At 71.5% G+C, this 17,446-nt stretch carries 16 protein-coding genes and 2 pseudogenes; 8 read left to right on the forward strand and 10 right to left on the reverse strand.

The window, feature by feature from the left end:
• Positions 1–13: 13 nt before the first annotated feature.
• Positions 14–2,719 carry an AAA family ATPase gene (locus AB0B40_RS11935; RefSeq protein ID WP_362263822.1) on the reverse strand — a complete coding sequence of 902 codons (2,706 nt, stop codon included), beginning with the start codon at positions 2,717–2,719 and terminating at the stop codon, positions 14–16.
• Positions 2,720–3,003: 284 nt separating this feature from the next.
• On the opposite strand from AB0B40_RS11935, the gene AB0B40_RS11940 reads away from it, so the two are divergent.
• Positions 3,004–3,204: a hypothetical protein gene (locus tag AB0B40_RS11940; RefSeq protein WP_362263823.1), complete on the forward strand. Its 201-nt coding sequence runs from the start codon at positions 3,004–3,006 to the stop codon at positions 3,202–3,204.
• 351 nt (positions 3,205–3,555) lie between these two features.
• Here AB0B40_RS11940 and AB0B40_RS11945 read toward each other — a convergent pair whose 3' ends face one another.
• Positions 3,556–4,449: an NADP-dependent oxidoreductase gene (locus AB0B40_RS11945; RefSeq protein ID WP_362263824.1), complete on the reverse strand. Its 894-nt coding sequence runs from the start codon at positions 4,447–4,449 to the stop codon at positions 3,556–3,558.
• A gap of 70 nt (positions 4,450–4,519) precedes the next feature.
• Here AB0B40_RS11945 and AB0B40_RS11950 point away from each other — a divergent pair, with 70 nt between their 5' ends.
• The gene (locus AB0B40_RS11950; protein WP_362263825.1) at positions 4,520–5,122 is read left to right on the forward strand and encodes a helix-turn-helix domain-containing protein; all 603 of its coding nucleotides are present in this window, start codon (positions 4,520–4,522) and stop codon (positions 5,120–5,122) included.
• Positions 5,123–5,666: 544 nt separating this feature from the next.
• Here the strand turns inward: AB0B40_RS11950 and AB0B40_RS11955 are convergent.
• The gene (locus AB0B40_RS11955; protein WP_362263826.1) at positions 5,667–6,362 is read right to left on the reverse strand and encodes a GAF and ANTAR domain-containing protein; all 696 of its coding nucleotides are present in this window, start codon (positions 6,360–6,362) and stop codon (positions 5,667–5,669) included.
• Between the two features lie 211 nt (positions 6,363–6,573).
• Between AB0B40_RS11955 and AB0B40_RS11960 the strand changes: the two genes are divergently transcribed.
• From AB0B40_RS11960 to AB0B40_RS11970, 3 genes are all read left to right on the forward strand, one after another.
• A complete protein-coding gene (locus AB0B40_RS11960) occupies positions 6,574–6,945 on the forward strand; it encodes an STAS domain-containing protein (protein WP_362263827.1) in 372 nt (123 codons plus the stop codon).
• 61 nt (positions 6,946–7,006) lie between these two features.
• Complete coding sequence (locus AB0B40_RS11965) at positions 7,007–7,447, forward strand: ATP-binding protein (RefSeq protein WP_345046369.1); 441 nt, start codon at positions 7,007–7,009, stop codon at positions 7,445–7,447.
• Positions 7,448–7,869: 422 nt separating this feature from the next.
• Positions 7,870–9,078: a Cmx/CmrA family chloramphenicol efflux MFS transporter gene (locus AB0B40_RS11970; RefSeq protein WP_362263828.1), complete on the forward strand. Its 1,209-nt coding sequence runs from the start codon at positions 7,870–7,872 to the stop codon at positions 9,076–9,078.
• Positions 9,079–9,298: 220 nt separating this feature from the next.
• On the opposite strand, the gene AB0B40_RS11975 is transcribed toward AB0B40_RS11970, so the two are convergent.
• The 3 genes from AB0B40_RS11975 to AB0B40_RS11985 all read right to left on the reverse strand — a co-directional run bounded on the left by AB0B40_RS11975 (position 9,299) and on the right by AB0B40_RS11985 (position 11,763).
• The gene (locus tag AB0B40_RS11975) at positions 9,299–9,763 is read right to left on the reverse strand and encodes a hypothetical protein (protein ID WP_345046372.1); all 465 of its coding nucleotides are present in this window, start codon (positions 9,761–9,763) and stop codon (positions 9,299–9,301) included.
• Positions 9,764–10,436: 673 nt separating this feature from the next.
• Positions 10,437–10,802: a hydrolase gene (locus tag AB0B40_RS11980; RefSeq protein ID WP_345046374.1), complete on the reverse strand. Its 366-nt coding sequence runs from the start codon at positions 10,800–10,802 to the stop codon at positions 10,437–10,439.
• 115 nt (positions 10,803–10,917) lie between these two features.
• Positions 10,918–11,763: an LLM class flavin-dependent oxidoreductase gene (locus tag AB0B40_RS11985; protein WP_362263829.1), complete on the reverse strand. Its 846-nt coding sequence runs from the start codon at positions 11,761–11,763 to the stop codon at positions 10,918–10,920.
• A gap of 674 nt (positions 11,764–12,437) precedes the next feature.
• Here AB0B40_RS11985 and AB0B40_RS11990 point away from each other — a divergent pair.
• Positions 12,438–12,888 (forward strand): annotated as a pseudogene (locus tag AB0B40_RS11990) (pyridoxamine 5'-phosphate oxidase family protein).
• Positions 12,889–12,964: 76 nt separating this feature from the next.
• Here the strand turns inward: AB0B40_RS11990 and AB0B40_RS11995 are convergent.
• Positions 12,965–13,201, reverse strand: a pseudogene (locus AB0B40_RS11995) ((2Fe-2S) ferredoxin domain-containing protein); the annotation flags it as partial.
• A gap of 153 nt (positions 13,202–13,354) precedes the next feature.
• On the opposite strand from AB0B40_RS11995, the gene AB0B40_RS12000 reads away from it, so the two are divergent.
• A complete protein-coding gene (locus tag AB0B40_RS12000; protein ID WP_362263830.1) occupies positions 13,355–13,939 on the forward strand; it encodes a hypothetical protein in 585 nt (194 codons plus the stop codon).
• A 67-nt stretch (positions 13,940–14,006) separates the two neighbouring features.
• Here AB0B40_RS12000 and AB0B40_RS12005 read toward each other — a convergent pair whose 3' ends face one another.
• Together AB0B40_RS12005 and AB0B40_RS12010 are read right to left on the reverse strand one after the other, a co-directional pair.
• Positions 14,007–14,459 carry a DUF1801 domain-containing protein gene (locus AB0B40_RS12005; protein ID WP_362263831.1) on the reverse strand — a complete coding sequence of 151 codons (453 nt, stop codon included), beginning with the start codon at positions 14,457–14,459 and terminating at the stop codon, positions 14,007–14,009.
• Positions 14,460–14,782: 323 nt separating this feature from the next.
• The gene (locus tag AB0B40_RS12010) at positions 14,783–15,139 is read right to left on the reverse strand and encodes a helix-turn-helix domain-containing protein (protein ID WP_345046379.1); all 357 of its coding nucleotides are present in this window, start codon (positions 15,137–15,139) and stop codon (positions 14,783–14,785) included.
• Between the two features lie 132 nt (positions 15,140–15,271).
• On the opposite strand from AB0B40_RS12010, the gene AB0B40_RS12015 reads away from it, so the two are divergent.
• Entirely contained in the window at positions 15,272–15,799 is a 528-nt protein-coding gene (locus AB0B40_RS12015) for an STAS domain-containing protein (RefSeq protein ID WP_362263832.1), read from the forward strand.
• Positions 15,800–15,880: 81 nt separating this feature from the next.
• On the opposite strand, the gene AB0B40_RS12020 is transcribed toward AB0B40_RS12015, so the two are convergent.
• Positions 15,881–17,326: a gluconate:H+ symporter gene (locus AB0B40_RS12020; RefSeq protein WP_362263833.1), complete on the reverse strand. Its 1,446-nt coding sequence runs from the start codon at positions 17,324–17,326 to the stop codon at positions 15,881–15,883.
• Positions 17,327–17,446: the final 120 nt, after the last annotated feature.

Raw genomic sequence — 17,446 nt, forward strand, 5'->3', positions numbered from 1 at the left:
CCTAGACCGTCACCTAGATCGCCTGGGTGACGAGGTCGGTGAGCTGGCGGCGCGAGGTGATGTCGAGCTTCTTGAAGATGTTGCGCAGGTGGGCGTCGATCGTCCGGGGGCTGAGGAAGAGCCGGTCCGCGACCTCGCGGGAGGTGGCGCCGGTCGCGACGAGCCGGGCTATGTTGAGTTCCTGGCCGGTGAGCGCCTCCAGCACCCCTCTCGTCACCGATCTGGCCTGCTCGCCCGCGGCGGCGAGTTCGGCCCGGGCCCGTTCGGCGAATCCCTCCGCGCCCGTCGTGGTGAACAGGTCGTGGGCCGCGCGCAGGGCCTCCAGCGACTCACGGCGGCGGCCGTCGCGGCGCAGCCACGCCCCTTGGTGCAGCAGGGCCCGGCCGTGCCAGGTCCGCATGCCGCCGGCGCCCAGCCTGGCCACCGCCTCGGCATGCAGGGCTTCCGGCTCGTCCGACAGCAGGGCGCCGAGAGCCGCGCGCACCCCGAGCGCCCAGTCGGTGCCCGCGGCCCGCGTGTGCTCGTCGAGCCGGGCGAACGCCTCGCGGGCGACGGCGTCCTGGCCGCACCGCACCGCCGCCTCGACCAGTTCGGGCAGTGCCATGCTGCTCGTCGACAGGTCGCCGTCGGTGAGTGCCAGCGGCGCCGATTCGAGCGCCGCGCGGTGGTCGGCGACGCCGTTGGCGTAGAACGCGGCGGCGCTGTGGGCCATCGCCGTCAGCATCCCCTTGCTGCGGGCCCGTGACTCGGCCAGCACCCGGTCGATCAGCGGCCTGGCTTCGGCGGCCCGGCCGCGCACGGCCGCGACCTGCAGGTGGCCGTACCAGTGGACCGGGACCCCGGTCACCTCGGCGATGCCGTCGGCCTCGCCGAGCAGGGCGGAGGCGTCGAGCAGCGCGCCGCGCTGGGCGGCGGCCATGGCCCGCATCCAGAGGCCGACCGGCAGGATCATCAGCGCTCCGCTGCTCCGGGCCGCTGTGACGGCCTGGGTGGCGAATCGTTCCTCCAGGGCGAAGTCCCACAGTTCCACGGCGAGCAGCGCCGCCAGCGACAGGCGCCGTGACCACAGCGGGTCGGTCGTGTCCGACAGCATGCGGGACAGTACGGACACCGTCGCGAGATCACCGTCGAGGTAGGCGACCAGCGTGTCCAGCAGGTCGTCGGCGCCGGTGCGGTGCCCCGGGGGAACGGGTGCCTGCCGGGCCGCCTGAAGGGCGGTACGGCAGGCGGGCGAGGACCGGCCGACGACGAGCCCCGCCTGCAGCGCGTCCAGCAGGTACAGCCGGGCCCGGCCGGGGTCGAGTCCGGCGGCCCGGATCAGATGGCCGACGGCGTCGGCCGCGCCGTCGCGGAAGAACGCCGCCTGTCCGCGGGCGAGTTCGGCCTCGACCCGCCCGGCGTCGTCGATGGGGCCGTGCTCGGCCGCGTCGACCAGGGTGATCGCGGTCTCGAACGCGCCGGCCTCCAGCGCCGCCCGTGCCGCGGCGAGGCTGCGCTTGGCCCGGAACCGGGGATCGGGAGTGAGGGACGCGGCCTGCTGGAGGAACGCGGCCTCGGCCGCCGCCCCGCCCCGCCGCCGGGCCCGCTCCGCGCTGCGCAGCAAATCGGCCGCGACGTCCTCATCGGGCCGGGGTGCGGCCTGAGACCGGTGCCAGGAGCGCCGGTCGGGATCGGTCTGCGGGTCGGTGACGTCGGCGAGCGCTCCGTGGACGAGCCGCCGGTCGGCCGGTGACGCGGCGGCGTACACGGCCGACCGCACCAGCGGGTGCCGGAACCGGGACCGGCCTCCCAACTCGATCAGCTCCTCCGCCTCGGCCTCGGTTCCGGCCTCCGGTTTCACGTCGAGCAGATCCGCGGCCCGCCACAGCAGACCCGGGTCGCCGAGCGGCTCGGAGGCCGCGATCAGCAGCAACATCCGGGCTCCGGGCGACAGCCGGGAGACCCGCTCCCGGTAACTCTGCTCGATCCGGTTCGCCGGCGAGGCGGGAGTGGGCAGCCCGAATCCGCCCGCGAGTCCGGCGGGACCGAGCCTGCGCGGCAGTTCCAGCAGCGCGAGCGGATTGCCGCGCGCCTCGGCGAGAATCCGCTCACGCACCCGGTCGTCCAGCGGCACCGGAACCCCGGACGCCAGCAGGTCGCGTGCCGCCTGATCGGACAAGCCCGACAGCTTCAGCTCCGGCAGCCCGTCCAGCTCGTCGACGCCGTGCGGATCGCGCAACCCGAACACGAGCGCGATCGGCTCCGCGCCGATCCTGCGCGCCGCGAACGCCAGAACCTGCGCCGACGCCCGGTCGAGCCACTGCGCGTCATCCACGACGCAGACCACGGGCGACTCCCCCGCCGCCTCCGACAGCAGCCCCAACACACCGAGTGCCACCGCGAACTGACTGGGCGCGCTGCCCTCCCCGAGCCCGAACGCCACCGACAGGTCGTTCCCCTGCCGGGCCGGCAGCCGCCCGATCCGGTCGTGCAACGGCCGGGTGAGCTGATGCACCGCCGCGTAGGCGAAGTCCGCCTCGAACTCGGCCCCGTTCACCCACAGCACCCGCAACCCGACCTGCGCGTCCAGGACATGCCGCAGGAGAGTGGTCTTGCCGATGCCCGCCTCACCGCGGACCACCACCGCACCACCACGACCGGACCTGGCCGCCGCGATCAGATCGGCTATGGCAGCGCGCCCATCTGGTGGGAAATAGCTTGAAATTGGAAGCAAATCCACAACGGGATCATGTCACGCGCACCACGGAACGGACAGGGTCGGTCCCCGTCGGCGCCCCTCCCCCTTCCCCGACCGGCGGTGCGGCCGGATCGCTTGATCTGGCCGACGCCGAGCTCGTCCGGCGGTACGTCGACCGAGGCCGGCGCGGGCAGTCGGCGGTACGTCGACCGAGGCCGGCGCGGGCAGGGGCTCAGGGGGTTCAGCCCACCGGCGCGTTCTCGGGTGCGGACGACGGCGCGCCGGCCCATCGGCGCAGAGCGGCGTCGAGTGCGGAGGCGGCGACGGTGCCGGTGCCGGTGCCGGTGGAGATCTTCCGCTTCGGCGCCGAGTGGGTGGAGCGTGCCCTGAACGGCGAGCGCGCCGAGCCCGGGCGCGACGTGCGCCACTACGTGCACCGCGACGGCCCGACCACCGGCGCCACTGCCGACCTGGCGTGGTGGCTCGGCACCGTCCCCACCCTGATCGACGAAGCCTGTCGCGCGTAGGCGGTTCACCCGGATCAGGCGGTCGTCGGCCCTGATGTGCCGACGGTCGGCAGGCGGTGGGCGTGCGCCGTCGGCTGCCAGGCGGTGGGCGCGGATCGGCCGTGACTCCCGCCGCCGGACACCGAAGCGGGGTGGCCGGTGGCGGAATCACCGTGGGGTGGTCGGGCGATCGCCTTCAGGTCCAGGCCGGAACGCGGTCGGTCGACCTGCCGGACTGACCCGAACGGCAGTAGGGCGAGCAGCACTCGACGACCGGCGACCACACCCGGCCGGCGGACGCGGCGACGGAAGGCGGGTTCACCACCGCCGGGGATGCCGCCGACCGGGCCGCGCCGCCGCGCGGGAGACGGCTCAGACGACCACGACCCGGCGCCCGCGCGTGTGACCGGCCTGGCTGTCGACGTGCGCCGCCGCGGCCTCGGCGAGCGTGTACGACTTCTCGACCGGGATGTGGAGCTTTCCCCGTGAGATGAGGCCGGCGGCCTCGGCAAGCGCTTCCGGCATGCTGCCGGCCACGCCGGAGAATCGGACACCGAATTCCGGCGCACCGAGATCGGCGATGGAGATCACCTTCTGCGGATCCCCGGTCAGCTCGACGAGTTCCCGGATCACTCCCGAGCCGGCCAGATCGAGAGCTGCGTCGACCCGGCCGAGCTGCCGCACCCGCTCGACCCAGCCCTCGCCGTACGTCGTGGCGACGGCACCCAGGCCGCGCAGATAGTCCTGGTTCGCGGCCCCGGCCGTGCCGATCACGGTGATGCCGCGCTCGCGGGCGATCTGCAGCACCGCCGATCCCACTCCCCCGGACGCGCCGCTGACCAGCAGCGTCTGCCCGGACCGCACACCGACCTGGCGAATGACGCGCAGCGCCGTCTCCACCACGGAGGGGTATCCGGCCGCCTCCTCGAATGTCAGACCCCCGGGCATCCGGGCCCACGCCGACAGGACGGCGAACTCGGCGTAGGTGCTCGAACCTTCGCCGAACACGTGGTCGCCGACCTCGACCCCTTCGACCCCGTCGCCTACTTCGTCCACCACCCCGGCGGCGTCCTGCCCGACTCCGGCGGGCAACTCGATCGGATGGACCTTCTGGAACTGGCCTTCACGGATCCTCCAGTCGACGGGGTTCACGCCCGCCGCCCGCACGGCGATGCGCAACTGGCCGGGGCCCGCGTGGGGCTCCTCGACGTCCACGAGTCGCAGGACGTCCGGACCGCCGAACTCGGCGAAGCTCACTCTCTTCATGCCGCTGACCGTAACACTAACGGTTATGGTTTAGAAACGGTTCTGGTTTTGCATCTGATAGCGTCGGGGCATGACCGTGCCGCCCGGCCGCCGCGAGCGCAAGAAGGCCGCGACCCGCCAGAAAATCGCCGACACCGCCCTGCGGCTCTTCCTGGAACGCGGGTACGACGCGGTGGGCATCCGTGACGTGGCCGCCGAGGCCGACGTAGCCGTCACCACGCTCTTCTCCCACTTCGCCTCGAAAGAGGCCCTGGTGTTCGAGCTGGACGAAGACTTCGAGCAACGCCTCACGCAGGCGGTCACCGGCCGGGCGCCGCACGAGCCGCTCATCCCTGCGCTGCGCCGCGAGATCCAGGCCCTGGTGCGGCACTGCACGGCGGACAGCGCCGCCCCGCTCTGGCGCATGATCGACGCATCCCCCGCCCTGCGGAAGTACGAGGAGTCGATGAGGCTGCGTCATGCGGAGTCGCTGGCGACGGCCATCGCGGCCGATCCCGGCCTGTCCCCGACCACAACGGTCTGCCGGGCGATCGCGAGGTTCGTGATCGACGCCTATTCACTGGCCCGCGAGGAGGCCGAGCCGGAGGCCGCGGTGGACGAGATCTTCCGGATGATCGAGGCGGCCTGGGAGGTCGGCAGGTCAGGAGCCGGTCGGGCTGTCACGGGTCGCTGAGCGCCCTGTTCCGACTTCGGTCTCTTCGTGCTGCCGGCCCGCATCGCCCTCGTCGGGGCGGGGCGAGTACCGGACCCCGATGCCGGTTCCGCGGTGGGGGTGCGGGAGGGGCGGCGACCGGTACGTCGCGGCCCCGGCGGGAGACTCCTGCACAGGGTCGAGGCGGAGTCGATTCGCTTCCGTGCGGCTGGGCGGCCGGGGGGCCTCATGGCCGCGGTGCCGCTCGCGCATGGCCGGGCAGGCCCGTGGTCAATGCTGAACGGGCCTGCCCGGGGACCGCCCAGGAGTCGGAGACCTCGTTCAGCCCGCCGGTGACGCACCCGCCGTCCCGGAAGCCCGGCCGGGCGGATGCACAACTGTCACGCGCCCACGCGAGAGCAGACGGCTGCGGACGGCTGTCGCCTGGCTTCCTGAGCGATCCCCTCATGAGGGGGGAGCTGTCACGGCATGCCGACGCGGCCGCGTCCCACACCTCCCGCCCTCCCGGCGTCGTTCAGCCGGCGGACAGCGGAATCGGAGGTCGGCGTCAGCTTCCGGGGAGGCCTCACGGGCGGGGGCGCAGAGGCGGCCGGGGAGCGGGGGGCCGGCCGGCGATGCCGGTGAGCAGGCGCGTGCAGACGTCGCGGAGCTTGAGGTTGGCCTGCTGGGACAGCCGGCGCAGCAGATCGAACGCCTCCTGCTCGGTGCACTTGTACTGCTGCATGACGCTGCCGATGGCCTGGTCGATGACGCTGCGGGAGGCGAGCGCGGTCTGCAGGTCGCGGGTGAAGTCCTCCGCGTCGGCCAGTCGCTGCGCCAGGGCGATCCCGCCACCGGCCTGTGCGGCGAACATGGCCAGGGTGTGCCGGTCGTTCTCGGCGAAGGCGTCCGGGTCCGCGGCGTAGAAGTTCAGGGCCCCGGCCGTGTGGGCGCGTACGGGGATGGGCAGGGACAGCGAGGAGCGGATGCCCAGATCGGCCGCGAAGCCCGGGTAGTGGCCCCACCGGGACTCTTCGAGCATGTCCGGCACGTGCACGACCCGGCCGGTGCGCAGGGCCTGAAGGCAGGGCCCGTCGTCCTGGCTGTACTGCTTCTCGTCCAGCTTGTCCGCCACGCCCTCGGTGCTGACCACGGTCAGCGGCCGCTGCCGCCGCTGAAGCGTCACCCCGCAGCCGTCCGCGCCCGAGGCGCTGACCGCGTCATCGACCAGGTGCTGAAGGAACTCCCGCACGGACGCGGCTTCCAACATCCAGTCGATCATGTCGAATGTGTGCTGACCGCCGTCGGACCGGTCCACCGACCGCCACCTCCCACAGCATCCGTTTCCTCCGGTCTCACGTGCTGGTACCCTCTCGGCCGGTGTTTCGGCACAGGGTCCGCTGTGCGACGCGGCACACCGGGACTCACCCAGCACGGTATTGCCAGCTCAGGCGGTTGGCTTACGCGAGCGCTCGGTGTGACTAAGGCCTGCGATGCCTGAGACGAAAGTTCACATCACACGCCACGCCCGAGCTCTTCACATCATCATGCGCGGAGAAATGGACCATGAGGACGCCGAAGACGTCGAAGCCGCCTGGCAGGCCGCCGATCTGGCGGGGCTGCCCACTACGGCCGTAGACCTGTCCCAGGTCACCTTCGCCGACAGCATGCTCCTCAACGCTCTCCTCGAGGCCCGGCGGCGCCACGCCGTCGACGGCCGCGAACTCCTCCTCCTCGGCCCGTTCCACTCGGCGGTCAGCAGACTCCTGGCCGTCAGCGGCACCCTGGAACACTTCACGATCACCCATGCCGACGGCGCCGTGACACCGCGCCCCTCCCCCCATGACTGTGGGCACACAGGGTAAGCGGAGACTGCGACAACCGAAACGATCAGTAATCGAACGTTCCAACTACACAGGAATCACCATGGTCATCCCGCTTAGGAAGCAGGCGACGGATGAACACCACCCGGCGGCCACTTTGCGCTACGGCGCTGTCTGGGATGCCGAGGGCACATCCATCGCCGACGCGCGCCACGCGGTGCGTGCTCTGCTCGCCCGCGCAGGGCACCCGCCCGGGCACACGGTCAGCCAGGACGCCCAGATCGTCGTCAGCGAACTCGTCACCAACGCCCTGCGCCACGCGCCGGGTCCCGGAGGAATCCTGCTGGAGCTGATCGCCGACCCCGCACACCTGCGGATCACCGTCCGCGACAGCTCTTCGCAGGGACCGCGGCTGCTCGTCCCGGATCCGCACCGCATCGGCGGACACGGCCTGCACCTGATCACCCGCATCTGCGACCAGTTCCACACCGTCCGCCTGGAGCGCGGGAAGCAGGTCGTGGCCGCCCTCGCTCTGCCTCGGTGAGCCGAAGCACGGTTGTCGTCACCTCCAGGCCACGCCCACCCGCGAGTTGCCGTGAAGGAGGCACCGTGGTGGTGCTCGGCGACCCAAGCCCCTCCAGGACGTCGGCGAACGCCCGCGAGATCGGGTGGTGACAACTGCCCTGGCTCGGCACGGACCGGTGACAACGTGACGTGACGTCGGTGGCACAGGCCGCCTCCGGAATGGAGGTGCTCCGGCAGGCGGCGGTCAGGTAGCGTGCGAGCCATGTCGAGTCCTGAGTCGGACAGGGCGGGGGCTTTCGGTCACGCCGTCAGCCCCCTGAACCGCTGAGTTCACCGTCCTGCCGTCCCGCCGCAATCCGTGGCCGGACGAGGGCGCCCCGGGGTGCTGACCGCGGTGACGAGATGACCTTCTCGCGCCTCTCCCCGCCCCGGAGCCATTCGATGCCTCTCCCCCTGTATCTGCTTGCCTTGGCGGTCTTCGCCATGGGCACCTCGGAGTTCATGCTCGCCGGCCTCCTGCCGGACATCGCCTCGGACCTCGACGTCACCGTCGGAACGGCGGGCATGCTCACCCCGGCCTTCGCGCTCGGGATGACCGTCGGCGCCCCGCTGATGGCGGTACTCGCCCGCAGCCGGCCGGCCCGGTCCGGCCTTGTCGGATGCGTCCTCGCGTTCTCGGCAGCCCATGCCGTCGGCGCTGCCACCTCGACCTTCTGGGTCCTGTTCGCGACGCGGGTGGTCGCGGCAGCCGCGAACGCGGGGTTCCTCGCGGTCGCTCTGACGAGTGCCGCCGCGCTGGTCCCCGCCGACCGCAAGGGGCGTGCGCTCACCCTGTTGTTGTCCGGCACCACGGTGGCCACGATCGCCGGTGTCCCCGGAGGCTCGGTGCTCGGCACACTGCTCGGCTGGCGGGCCACGTTCTGGGCGGTCGCGGCTCTCTGCCTGCCCGCAGCCCTCGGTGTCCTCACCGGAATCCCGGCGCGTCGCGTACCGAAGGAAGGGGCTGACGGGCCGACCCTGCGAGCGGAACTCGCACAGCTCAGAAGTCCGCGGTTGCTCCTGGTCATGCTGCTCGGCGCGCTGGTCAACGCGGCGACCTTCGCCGGCTTCACCTTCCTCGCCCCCGTCGTGACCGACACAGCGGGGCTTGGCGAGCTGTGGATTTCGGTCGTCCTCGTGCTCTTCGGCATCGGCTCCTTCGCCGGGGTCACCGTCGCCGGACGGCTGTCCGACCAGCACCCCGGACCGGTCCTCGCGGTCGGCGGTCCGCTCCTGCTCATCGGCTGGCCGGCCCTTGCCCTGCTGGCCGACCAGCCGGTCGCTCTGCTCGCCCTCGTCTTCGTCCAGGGCGCGCTGTCGTTCGCGCTGGGCAGCACCCTGATCACCCGGGTCCTCTACGAGGCCGGAAAAGCCCCCACCATGGCGGGCTCCTACGCGACCGCGGCACTCAACGTCGGCGCGGCCGTCGGACCACTCATCGCCGCGACCAGCCTGAACACCGAAGCCGGTGACCTCGGACCCCTCTGGGCCAGCGGACTCCTCGTCGCGGTCGCGTCGCTCATCGCCTTCCCCCTCCGCAATGCGGTCGCGGCCGGTCGAGCAGCGACGCGCTGCGGTGACGTATCCGAACGCCCGTCAAGTCTGCGGTAGGGAGGCCCGCATCCGTCACGGGAGCGACCAGCGCGTCGGCGCGATCCCGCGCGATCACCTCGGGCTGTGCCCGAGACATCGGTGGCGCACTTCCACGACGAGCTGGCCGTGCGCGATCAGGCTGAAGGCGCTGTGACCGGTCCGTCGTCCTTCGCCGACGGAGGCGGTCGAACCGGGCGGGCTGGTAGTCCCGGGAGAACGGCTCCCGGGACCACCCGGGTCAGCCGAAGTCGTAGACCGTGATGGTCACGGATCCGCCTTCGGCACTGATGGTGTACCGGCCGGGGCCGGTGTAGGGCACGCAGCCGTCGGCGAGGACGTCGTCTTCGTTGATGCCGGTGTCGTCCTCTCCCACGAAGGCGCAGACCTCGGTGACGGGGTGCGGGACGTACCGGTGTTCGGCGCCGCCGTACAGGGGATACCGGGGCAGTGTGGGGGTGTTGATGTCCCGGTCCGGGTGTTCCCACAGGGCGGTCTGCTGGCCCCACGGCGCCCTCACGACGACTTCGCCGTAGGGTTCGGGCAGGTTGTTGTCGTCGCTCTCCCGGGGGTTGGAGAAATCGATCGAGTAGGTGATGGGGCCGCCGGGCGCCTGCGCCTGAGCCGCGCCGGCGCTCACTACGCCGACCAGCATCAGGACCGTCGAGGCAAGCACGGTCAGTCGGCCCGCGGAATTGCGGAGCACTCCACTCTCCTTTCACTCACCGCAGCCATACGGCTACTGCAAGCAAGCTAAGGGGTGGCGCGTCGCCTCTCTGCCCGTCCCCAGGGCAAACCGCCTGGAGGGATGGGACCGAAGCCCGCCGCGTTCCCCGTACCAGGGGCGCACGCGAGCGCAAGCGCCGGGAGAACCCTGACGCGTCGGAGGGCCCGGGTGCCTTTCCGGCACCCGGGCCCTGAGCTTTCAACACCATCTACCGGCAGACTGCGCCGGCCTTCTTGTTCCGCAGGTACCGCCTGGGAGGGCGGGGCTGCGGGGATCGCGGATGCGTGACCGGGGACCACCTTCCAATCCGGGGCCTGCGGTACCCGAGCGGAGTGCTTCCTCGCCCGGGCGATCCTGATGGCGTTCGGCTCCTTACTTTCGGCTACTCGGCTGTACTGCTGGATACTGCGGGAACTGCGACACGACCCCTCGGGCCGTGTCCTTCTCCACCTGCTCGCGCGGCAGTTCGTGTCTGCCGCGCCCACTTCGACTTCCTGGCTACGCGAGAACAGTAGCCCGGCGATGGGCCAATGTCTACTGTTGCCATGACAGGTTTTCTTGAGAGCCGATGCATGCACTTCTACCGCAACTACACCCGGAAGAGTGCTGTCCCGGGTGGCATCCGGCGAAGGCGTGCTCCAAGCGGGCGCAGTCACGGACAGCCGACGGTGTCCTGCGCCGTGCCGAGCACACGCTTGATGCCGATCAGAACCCGGTAGCGCCGCCGTGTCGCGAACTCTGTCATCCCCCAGACTGCCGGGCGCCCTGCCTCCGCACACAGATGCAGCACTCGTCCCTCGCCCACCATGACTCCCACGTGGGCGCCATAAGCGTCGTCGGTGGCGTTGAACAGCATCAGATCGAGCGGCTGGGCCACCGGTACACGAGCCGTGGACTGCGTATCGGCCCATAGTTCACTCGAACGCAGGGCAGGCACAGCCAGGCCGAAGTGCCGAAGCACCTCGTAGGCGAACAGCTGGCAGTTCGCACCCCGTTCCAGGCCGGGAAGGTCAGCCACCTCCGACGACCCCGGAAACCGGGAGCCCACGTACGGAACGGTCCAGAAAGCGGCCGGTAGTTGATGCAGCACTGGATGACAGCCCCTGGTGGTCGGCTTCAACTCGGCAGGTCCGTCACAGGAGGTCGGCGAGGCGGTCCACCTGGTTCGGGTCGAGGCCGTAGCAGTAGAGCATGACCTCGTCGGCGCCGAGGTCGGCGAAGCCGGCGATCGCATCGCGGATCCCGGTCGGCGTGGTGAGCAGTCCGGCCACCATCCGGTCGGCCATGCCGGTGAAGCTGTAGTACGAGTGCATGCTGGCCCGGGCGTCGTCGATCACGTCTTGAGGGCCGAGCGCGACGTTGACCTGCGCGACGATGCGCGGTTCGCCGTCGCGGCCGTACTCCTGCCAGAACGTGCGGACGGTCTCGAACAGGTCACCTGCCCAGGAGGGCGCCGCGGCGGCGAGGAAGCCGTCGCCCCAGCGCGCGACGCGTTCGAGCGCGGCGGGCTGGAAGCCGCCGAACAGCACCTCGGGGCCGCCGGGCCGGGCGGGTGCGGGGCCGATCGCGCCGACGCCGTCGCCGTACGGCTCGCCGGACCACAGGCGGCGCATCACCTCCATCTGCCCATCCAGGCGTCGGCCCCGGGTGCGCTTGTCGATTCCAGTGGCCTGGTGGTCATCGTCCCGGCCACCGATGCCGAGGCCGAGGACCAGACGGCCGCCGGTCATCCGATCCAGGGTGGCGGCCTGCTTGGCCAGGAGGGCGGTGTCGCGCAACGGGGCGAGCAACACCTCGGTCTGGACGCGGATGCGAGAGGTCGCGCCGGCAATGACGGCGAGGGCGACGAGGGGTTCCGGGTTGTGGTAGACGAGCCGGTCGAGCAGGCCGAGCGTGCTGAAGGGCCCGGCTTCGGCACACCGGGCCCAGGTGAGCAGTGTGGCAGGGTCGCCGATGGGCAGGCCGATACCGACGTTCATGAAGGAGACCTCCGAAGGGAAGGGTCGACAAGGACTGCTGCCGCCCCTTCGGCACCTCGCAAGGTGGGACGCTTCCGCGCTGCGGCCTACTTCCGGGAGAGCGTCTCATCGAAGTGATCTCACCTTAGGGCGAGCCGGTTTCGCGGGACAAGCCAGTTTGGACCCGGTCCCTGACCCCACCCGTCGCGGACAGGTCGTCGGGAATCTCTTGAGTGCGAAGAGGGCGCATCAGTTTGTTCACGTCGCCGCCGGGCAGTTCGCCGCCGGGTGGGCAAAGGTGCCGCGGTCACGCATGTGCGCCGCCGAGCGGGAGACGGGGCTGCGCCCGGACACCGTGCGCCCCCGACGAGGCTGGTGCGCCGAGGCGGCCCTGCCCGGCCTCAAAGGCCGTCAACACTGTGGCCGTCCCGCCTCGTTCACACCGCTGCAGACCGCCGAAGTCAAGGCACAGGCCCGCCGGCCGGCCGCCGGGACCGGAGTGCCTCTCTCGTGTCGGTTTCCGTGGCCGGCACGGAGGCGGACCGCACCCCGGTGGACAGAACCTGTGAGCCCAGCGTCCCACGACCACAGGAGCGACCATGACCGGCTCCACCCCCCAGGGAACCAGGACCGTACAGCACCCCGTCTCCGACCTGGTGACGGCAAAGGCACATCGTCGGCCTGCAGCAGGACCGGTGAGCGCCGGACCCCGCCCCCGAGCCCAGCGCCGCCGCGACACCGAGCACCGGTTCACCCACGACGTCGACCTGTGGGTGGCGAGCGCCTCGCCGGACGGCGCACCGTACCTGGTGCCCCTGTCCTTCGACTGGGACGGCACGGCACTGCTGCTCGCCACCCCGGCCGGCAGCCCGACCGGCCGCAACCTGGCCGCCACCCGGACCACCCGGCTGGCGCTGGGCCGTACCCGGGACGTCGCCGTGATCGAGGGCGACGTCGAGGTCCTCGAGATCGACGCGCTGCGGCAACAGCAGGGAGACCGGTTCGCCGCACGCACCGGCTTCGACCCGCGCGCTTGCCACCCCGTACCGCTGGTTCCGCGTCACCCCGCGCCGCATCCAGGCCTGGCGCGAGGAGAACGAGCTGCGCGACCGCGAGCTGATGTGCGACGGCCGTTGGCTCGTCTGACACGCTCCGGCGGTGCGCACGGCCCGGCCAGTCGTACGGCCCGGTCGGAGCGTCGTATCGAGGGGAGACCTGTGGCCGCGGAGGGTTGCACGACGATGACGTTGGCGCGCTCGCAGGCGTCGAGGCAGTCGGTGACCCGGAGGTCGGCGGCGCCGTCCAGGGCCTGGCGAAGGTCGCGGAGTTGGGCGGCGTGGTCGAGACCGGGGACCTTCGGAGTTCCGCAGCAGCACCCGCGGCACACGGTGACCGTGGGCCGTACGGCGCCCGGTCCGGCCGTCGGGACGGGGGCGGAACGGCGGGAGCGTTTCCTCACGCGGTGCCTCCCCGGACGGGGCTTCGCCAGGCCGTTTCGCGCAGCAGGCGCAGGCCGTTGAGGCCGACGACGACGGTGGAGCCTTCGTGGCCGGCGACGCGCGGCGCGAGATTCCTCGACGCGTGGGAGCACAGCGGTCGGCAGCGTTCGTTCGTGCTGGGCCCGGCCGCCGCGTCGGTCGCGATGATCCATGGCCTGCGCGACGACCACGAGGCCCGGGAGAGGTGGCTGGCGGTCGCCGGCCGGGCGGGCCCGGTCCTGGACCACCGGCATGGCTACGGCGCGGTGTTCGACGCCATGGTCCTGCTCCACCACGGGGACGCGGACGCGGCCCTGGAGCGGCTGGCGCCGGAGCCGGACCAGGTGTGGAAGTGGGTCTGCTGGGTCTGGCTGCACTGGTATGCGGCACTCCGGGCGGAGGCGTCGGTACTCGCCGGGCACCCGGACGCTCGGGACCGGGTGCGTGACGCCCGGGGTGTGGTCGCCGGCAACCCGGTCGCCACCGCACTGCTGGAGCGGGCGCAGGCACTGCTGGACAGTGACCGGGCGCGGCTGCTCGCCGCCGCGGCGGCACTCGACGCGGCGGGCTGTCGCTACCAGTCGGCGCGGACGCTGGTGTTCGCCGGGGACGGTCACGCCGCCGACGGTACGGCGGCACTCGCCGGCCTCGGCCTCACGTCCGTGGCCGCCGTGCAGCCGCCGCACGAGGCATCCCGTACGGCGGACAGGGCGGGCTGACGGGTCGGCGGAACGGATCCGAGTCCCCTCCCGCCCCGGGCAGCCGGGCGTCCACCGGGAACGCGCCTCACCTCACCGCCCGCCTCACGAGCGCGGCGATGCGCTCCTCCGCCTCGGGCGTCACCTCGGTCAGGGCGAAACCGGCCGCCCACATCGGGCCCTCGTCGAGCTTCGCCCGGTCGCTGAAACCGAGCGTGGCGTAGCGCGACGTGAACTTCTGTGCGCTCTGGAAGAAGCAGACGACCTTGCCGTCCAGCGCGTAGGCGGGCATCCCGTACCAGAGCTTCGGCGCGAGGGCCGGGGCGCCGGCTGTGACGACGGCGTGGACGCGTTCGGCCATGACCCGGTCGGAGTCCTCCATCTCGGCTATCTTCTCGAGCACGTCCCGCTCCGCCTGGGCCGCTTTGTCCGCGCGCGAGCTGCGGCGCGCGGCCTTCCTCGTCTCCTGTGCGTGGTCCTTCATCGCGGCTCGTTCCTCAGCCGTGAATCCCTCGTACGTGCTGCTGCCGGTGCTGGTCATGGTCACCCCTGTGGTCGTGGCGTCACGATCGGCCGCTGGGCCCTGCCGGGCCCGACCGCTGTGATCGCATCCTCTTCCGGCCGGGGTACGGGCCGCTTCCGTGCTGACCACGGAAACCACCACGGACACCGCGTCGGGGCCGGCGCCGTGCCCGGCCGGACGCGCGCCGAGCCGGTTCCACGGCTGTGCCGTGTCGGACACCGCACCGCGGAAGACCACGGCCACAGCCGGGCGCACCACAGGCAGACCGGCGGTGCGCGCCTGTGGCCGTCCCGGCCCGCCCGTCCGCATGCCCCGGCGACCGGGGGGAAGCCCCGAGAACGTCAGGCGTTCACAGGCCGCTGACCAGGCTGGCCGACGGAACCGGAGCGGTGGGCCTCGTCCTGGGCGAGCAGGGACAGGAGCGAAGCCACCGTCAGTCCCAGTCCGGCTTCAGCGGGATGACGCAGGACCTTGCTCGGGTCGATCCGGTAGGTGTTGCCGCGCCCCTCCCGGGTGTGGGAGAGGTAGCCGTCCTGTTCCAGGTCGACGATGATCTTCTGCACGGCACGTTCGGTGAGCCGGCAGTGTGCTGCGATGTCTCGGATGCGCGCGTTCTGATCGTCCGCGATGACTGCGAGCACGCGGGCGTGATTCGTGAGGAACGTCCATCCGTTGTGGGGCTCGGGCACTCCATCCATGCCCGTCAGTTTAGCGACCCCAGGTTCACGCACTCAAAAACACGTACTACGATTCGTGCATTGGTTGACGTACATGGGGGTCTCAAGGGAATGTACGAGACAGATCCCACCAAACCGATGAGGGAGTGAGCCATGCATGAACCTGCCCACCGGGCCCAGCCCCTCATCACGCCGGGTCCCTCGGGAACCCGCGCGGTCGCCCGGCGGCCGCTGCTGCCCGGCGTGGCGACCGCCTCGTACGGGTCGGACGGACGCCGGACCCGCGTGGAGATCCACGGTGAACTCGATCTCGACTCCGGCAACCGGCTTCGGCCCGAGCTGCACGAAGCGCTCGCCGACTCGGCCGGCGGTCTCGATCTGGACCTGAACGGTCTCGCCTTCTGCGACTGCGCCGGTCTGGGTGTCCTGCTGGACCTCCGACAGCGCGCCCGCAGCCAGAACAAGTCCGTCGTCGTCCGCGCCAGCAGCCCCGCCGTCGACAGACTCCTCACCCTCATCGGAGCCCATGGGCTGTCCGCGCCGCCTCCCCCGCAGTACGACGGCCTGCGGCACCCGGCACCGGCCACCGCCCCTCACCCCAAGGCTCCGGCGCCACCGGGGGTCATGACCTCGGCGAGCCGGGAGAACCGGACAGCATGCCGTCAGCGTCCGCGGCCCTGAGCCCGGGCCGAGGGACCTCCGTCAGCGGGTCGCCGGTCAGGCGTGCGGCCCGCCCTGCCCGCGTCGGACGGCTCAGGCGCCTCACACGACGGTGCTGAGCAGCAGAAGGCAGGCCAGGGACGTGAGGGAGAGCAGGGTGTGAGACACCGTCCAGGTACGGAGCGTGCCACTGACCGACGTACCGAAATACTCCTTGGCCATCCAGAAAGCCGCGTCGTTGACATGGCCCGCGAAGGCCGCGCCCGACCCCAGCGCGAGGGCCGGCAGCGATGCCTGAGCGGGCGCCAGGCCGTGCGAAAGAGGACCGACGATACCGGCCGCGGTGATGGTGGCGATGGTGCCCGAACCGACGATGGTCCGCATCAGTGCGGCGACCAGCCAGGCGAGGAGGAGCAGCGGGACATGGAGACGGCCTGCGGCCTGGGTGACAGCTCGATCCACACCGGTGTCCTGCAGGGCCTGCGAATAGCCCCCACCGGCGGCGACGATCACCATGACACCCGCGACGGGCGCGAAGCTCTTGGCCAGGGATGCCTGAACGTGGCGCCGGCTGTGTCCTAGGGCATACCCGAAAGTGAACAGCGACACGAACACCGTGACCAGCAGCGCGACCATCGGGGTGCCCAGGAACTCCACGGCGGCGTACAGCGTGCCGTGGGAGACGGAAACGCTGTCGAAGACGGCCTTGAGCGTCATCAGCACGATGGGGAGCAGGATCGTGCCGAGTGTGACCCGAAGGCTCGGCATCCGCTGGGGGGCCGCCCCATCGGTATGTGCCGTGGCGGAGTCGGGGCCTGCTGTGTCGCCGCGGTGGTGCGAGCGGGTGGTGAAGGCGGCAATGGCGGAGTCGGGGACATGGGCCGGCACACGAGGCCAGATGTAGGCGCTGAACAGGGGGCCGGTCACGATGGCGCAGGGAACGGCCACGAGGAGCCCGTAGAGCATGGTGAGACCGATCGACGCGTGAACCGCCTGGATGGCGATCAGCGGTCCGGGATGCGGGGGGACCAGTGCGTGCACCGTGGCCAGACCCGCCACGACCGGCATGCCCGCCCGCAGCACCGGGTACGGCATCTGCTTCGCCAGTTGCAGCACCAGGGGCATGAGCATCACGAAGCCGACCTCGAAGAACATCGGCAGACCGACAAGGGCCGCGACCAGGGTGACCGCCCAGGGCAGCCGTTCCGGCCGGACCACGCGGGTCAAGGTGGCGACGACCTGCTCGATACCGCCGGAGTCGGCCAGCATCCGGCCCAGAACCGCACCCAGGATGATGAGTACCCCCACCGAACCGGTGATGCGGCCCAGCCCGGTCGTGAAGGAGAGGACGGCTTTCTGGGCGGACTGCCCCGCCAGGAGCGAGACGGCCAGTGAACTCACCGTCAGTGCCAGGAACGCGTGGATCTTCAGCCAGCTGATGAGCAGGACGACGATGGCGATGGACACGGCCACCACCACCAGGAGCCACGCGTTGTCAGGGGTCCAGGCTCCCCCCGCCGACAACAGCCCGGCCGCTGAGCTCACCATCGAGTGGTCTCCGTTCCCCTCCCCCGCCATGGGTGGTGCGCGGACTCCGGGCGGGTCGACGGACCGCCCGGTCGCGGTGGCACAACCCGGGAAACGACACCACACGGAACTCGCACCTGA

Origin of the sequence: Streptomyces sp. NPDC042638 (genome assembly GCF_040647235.1) — a bacterium.
Classification (GTDB): Bacteria; Actinomycetota; Actinomycetes; order Streptomycetales; family Streptomycetaceae; genus Streptomyces; species Streptomyces rameus.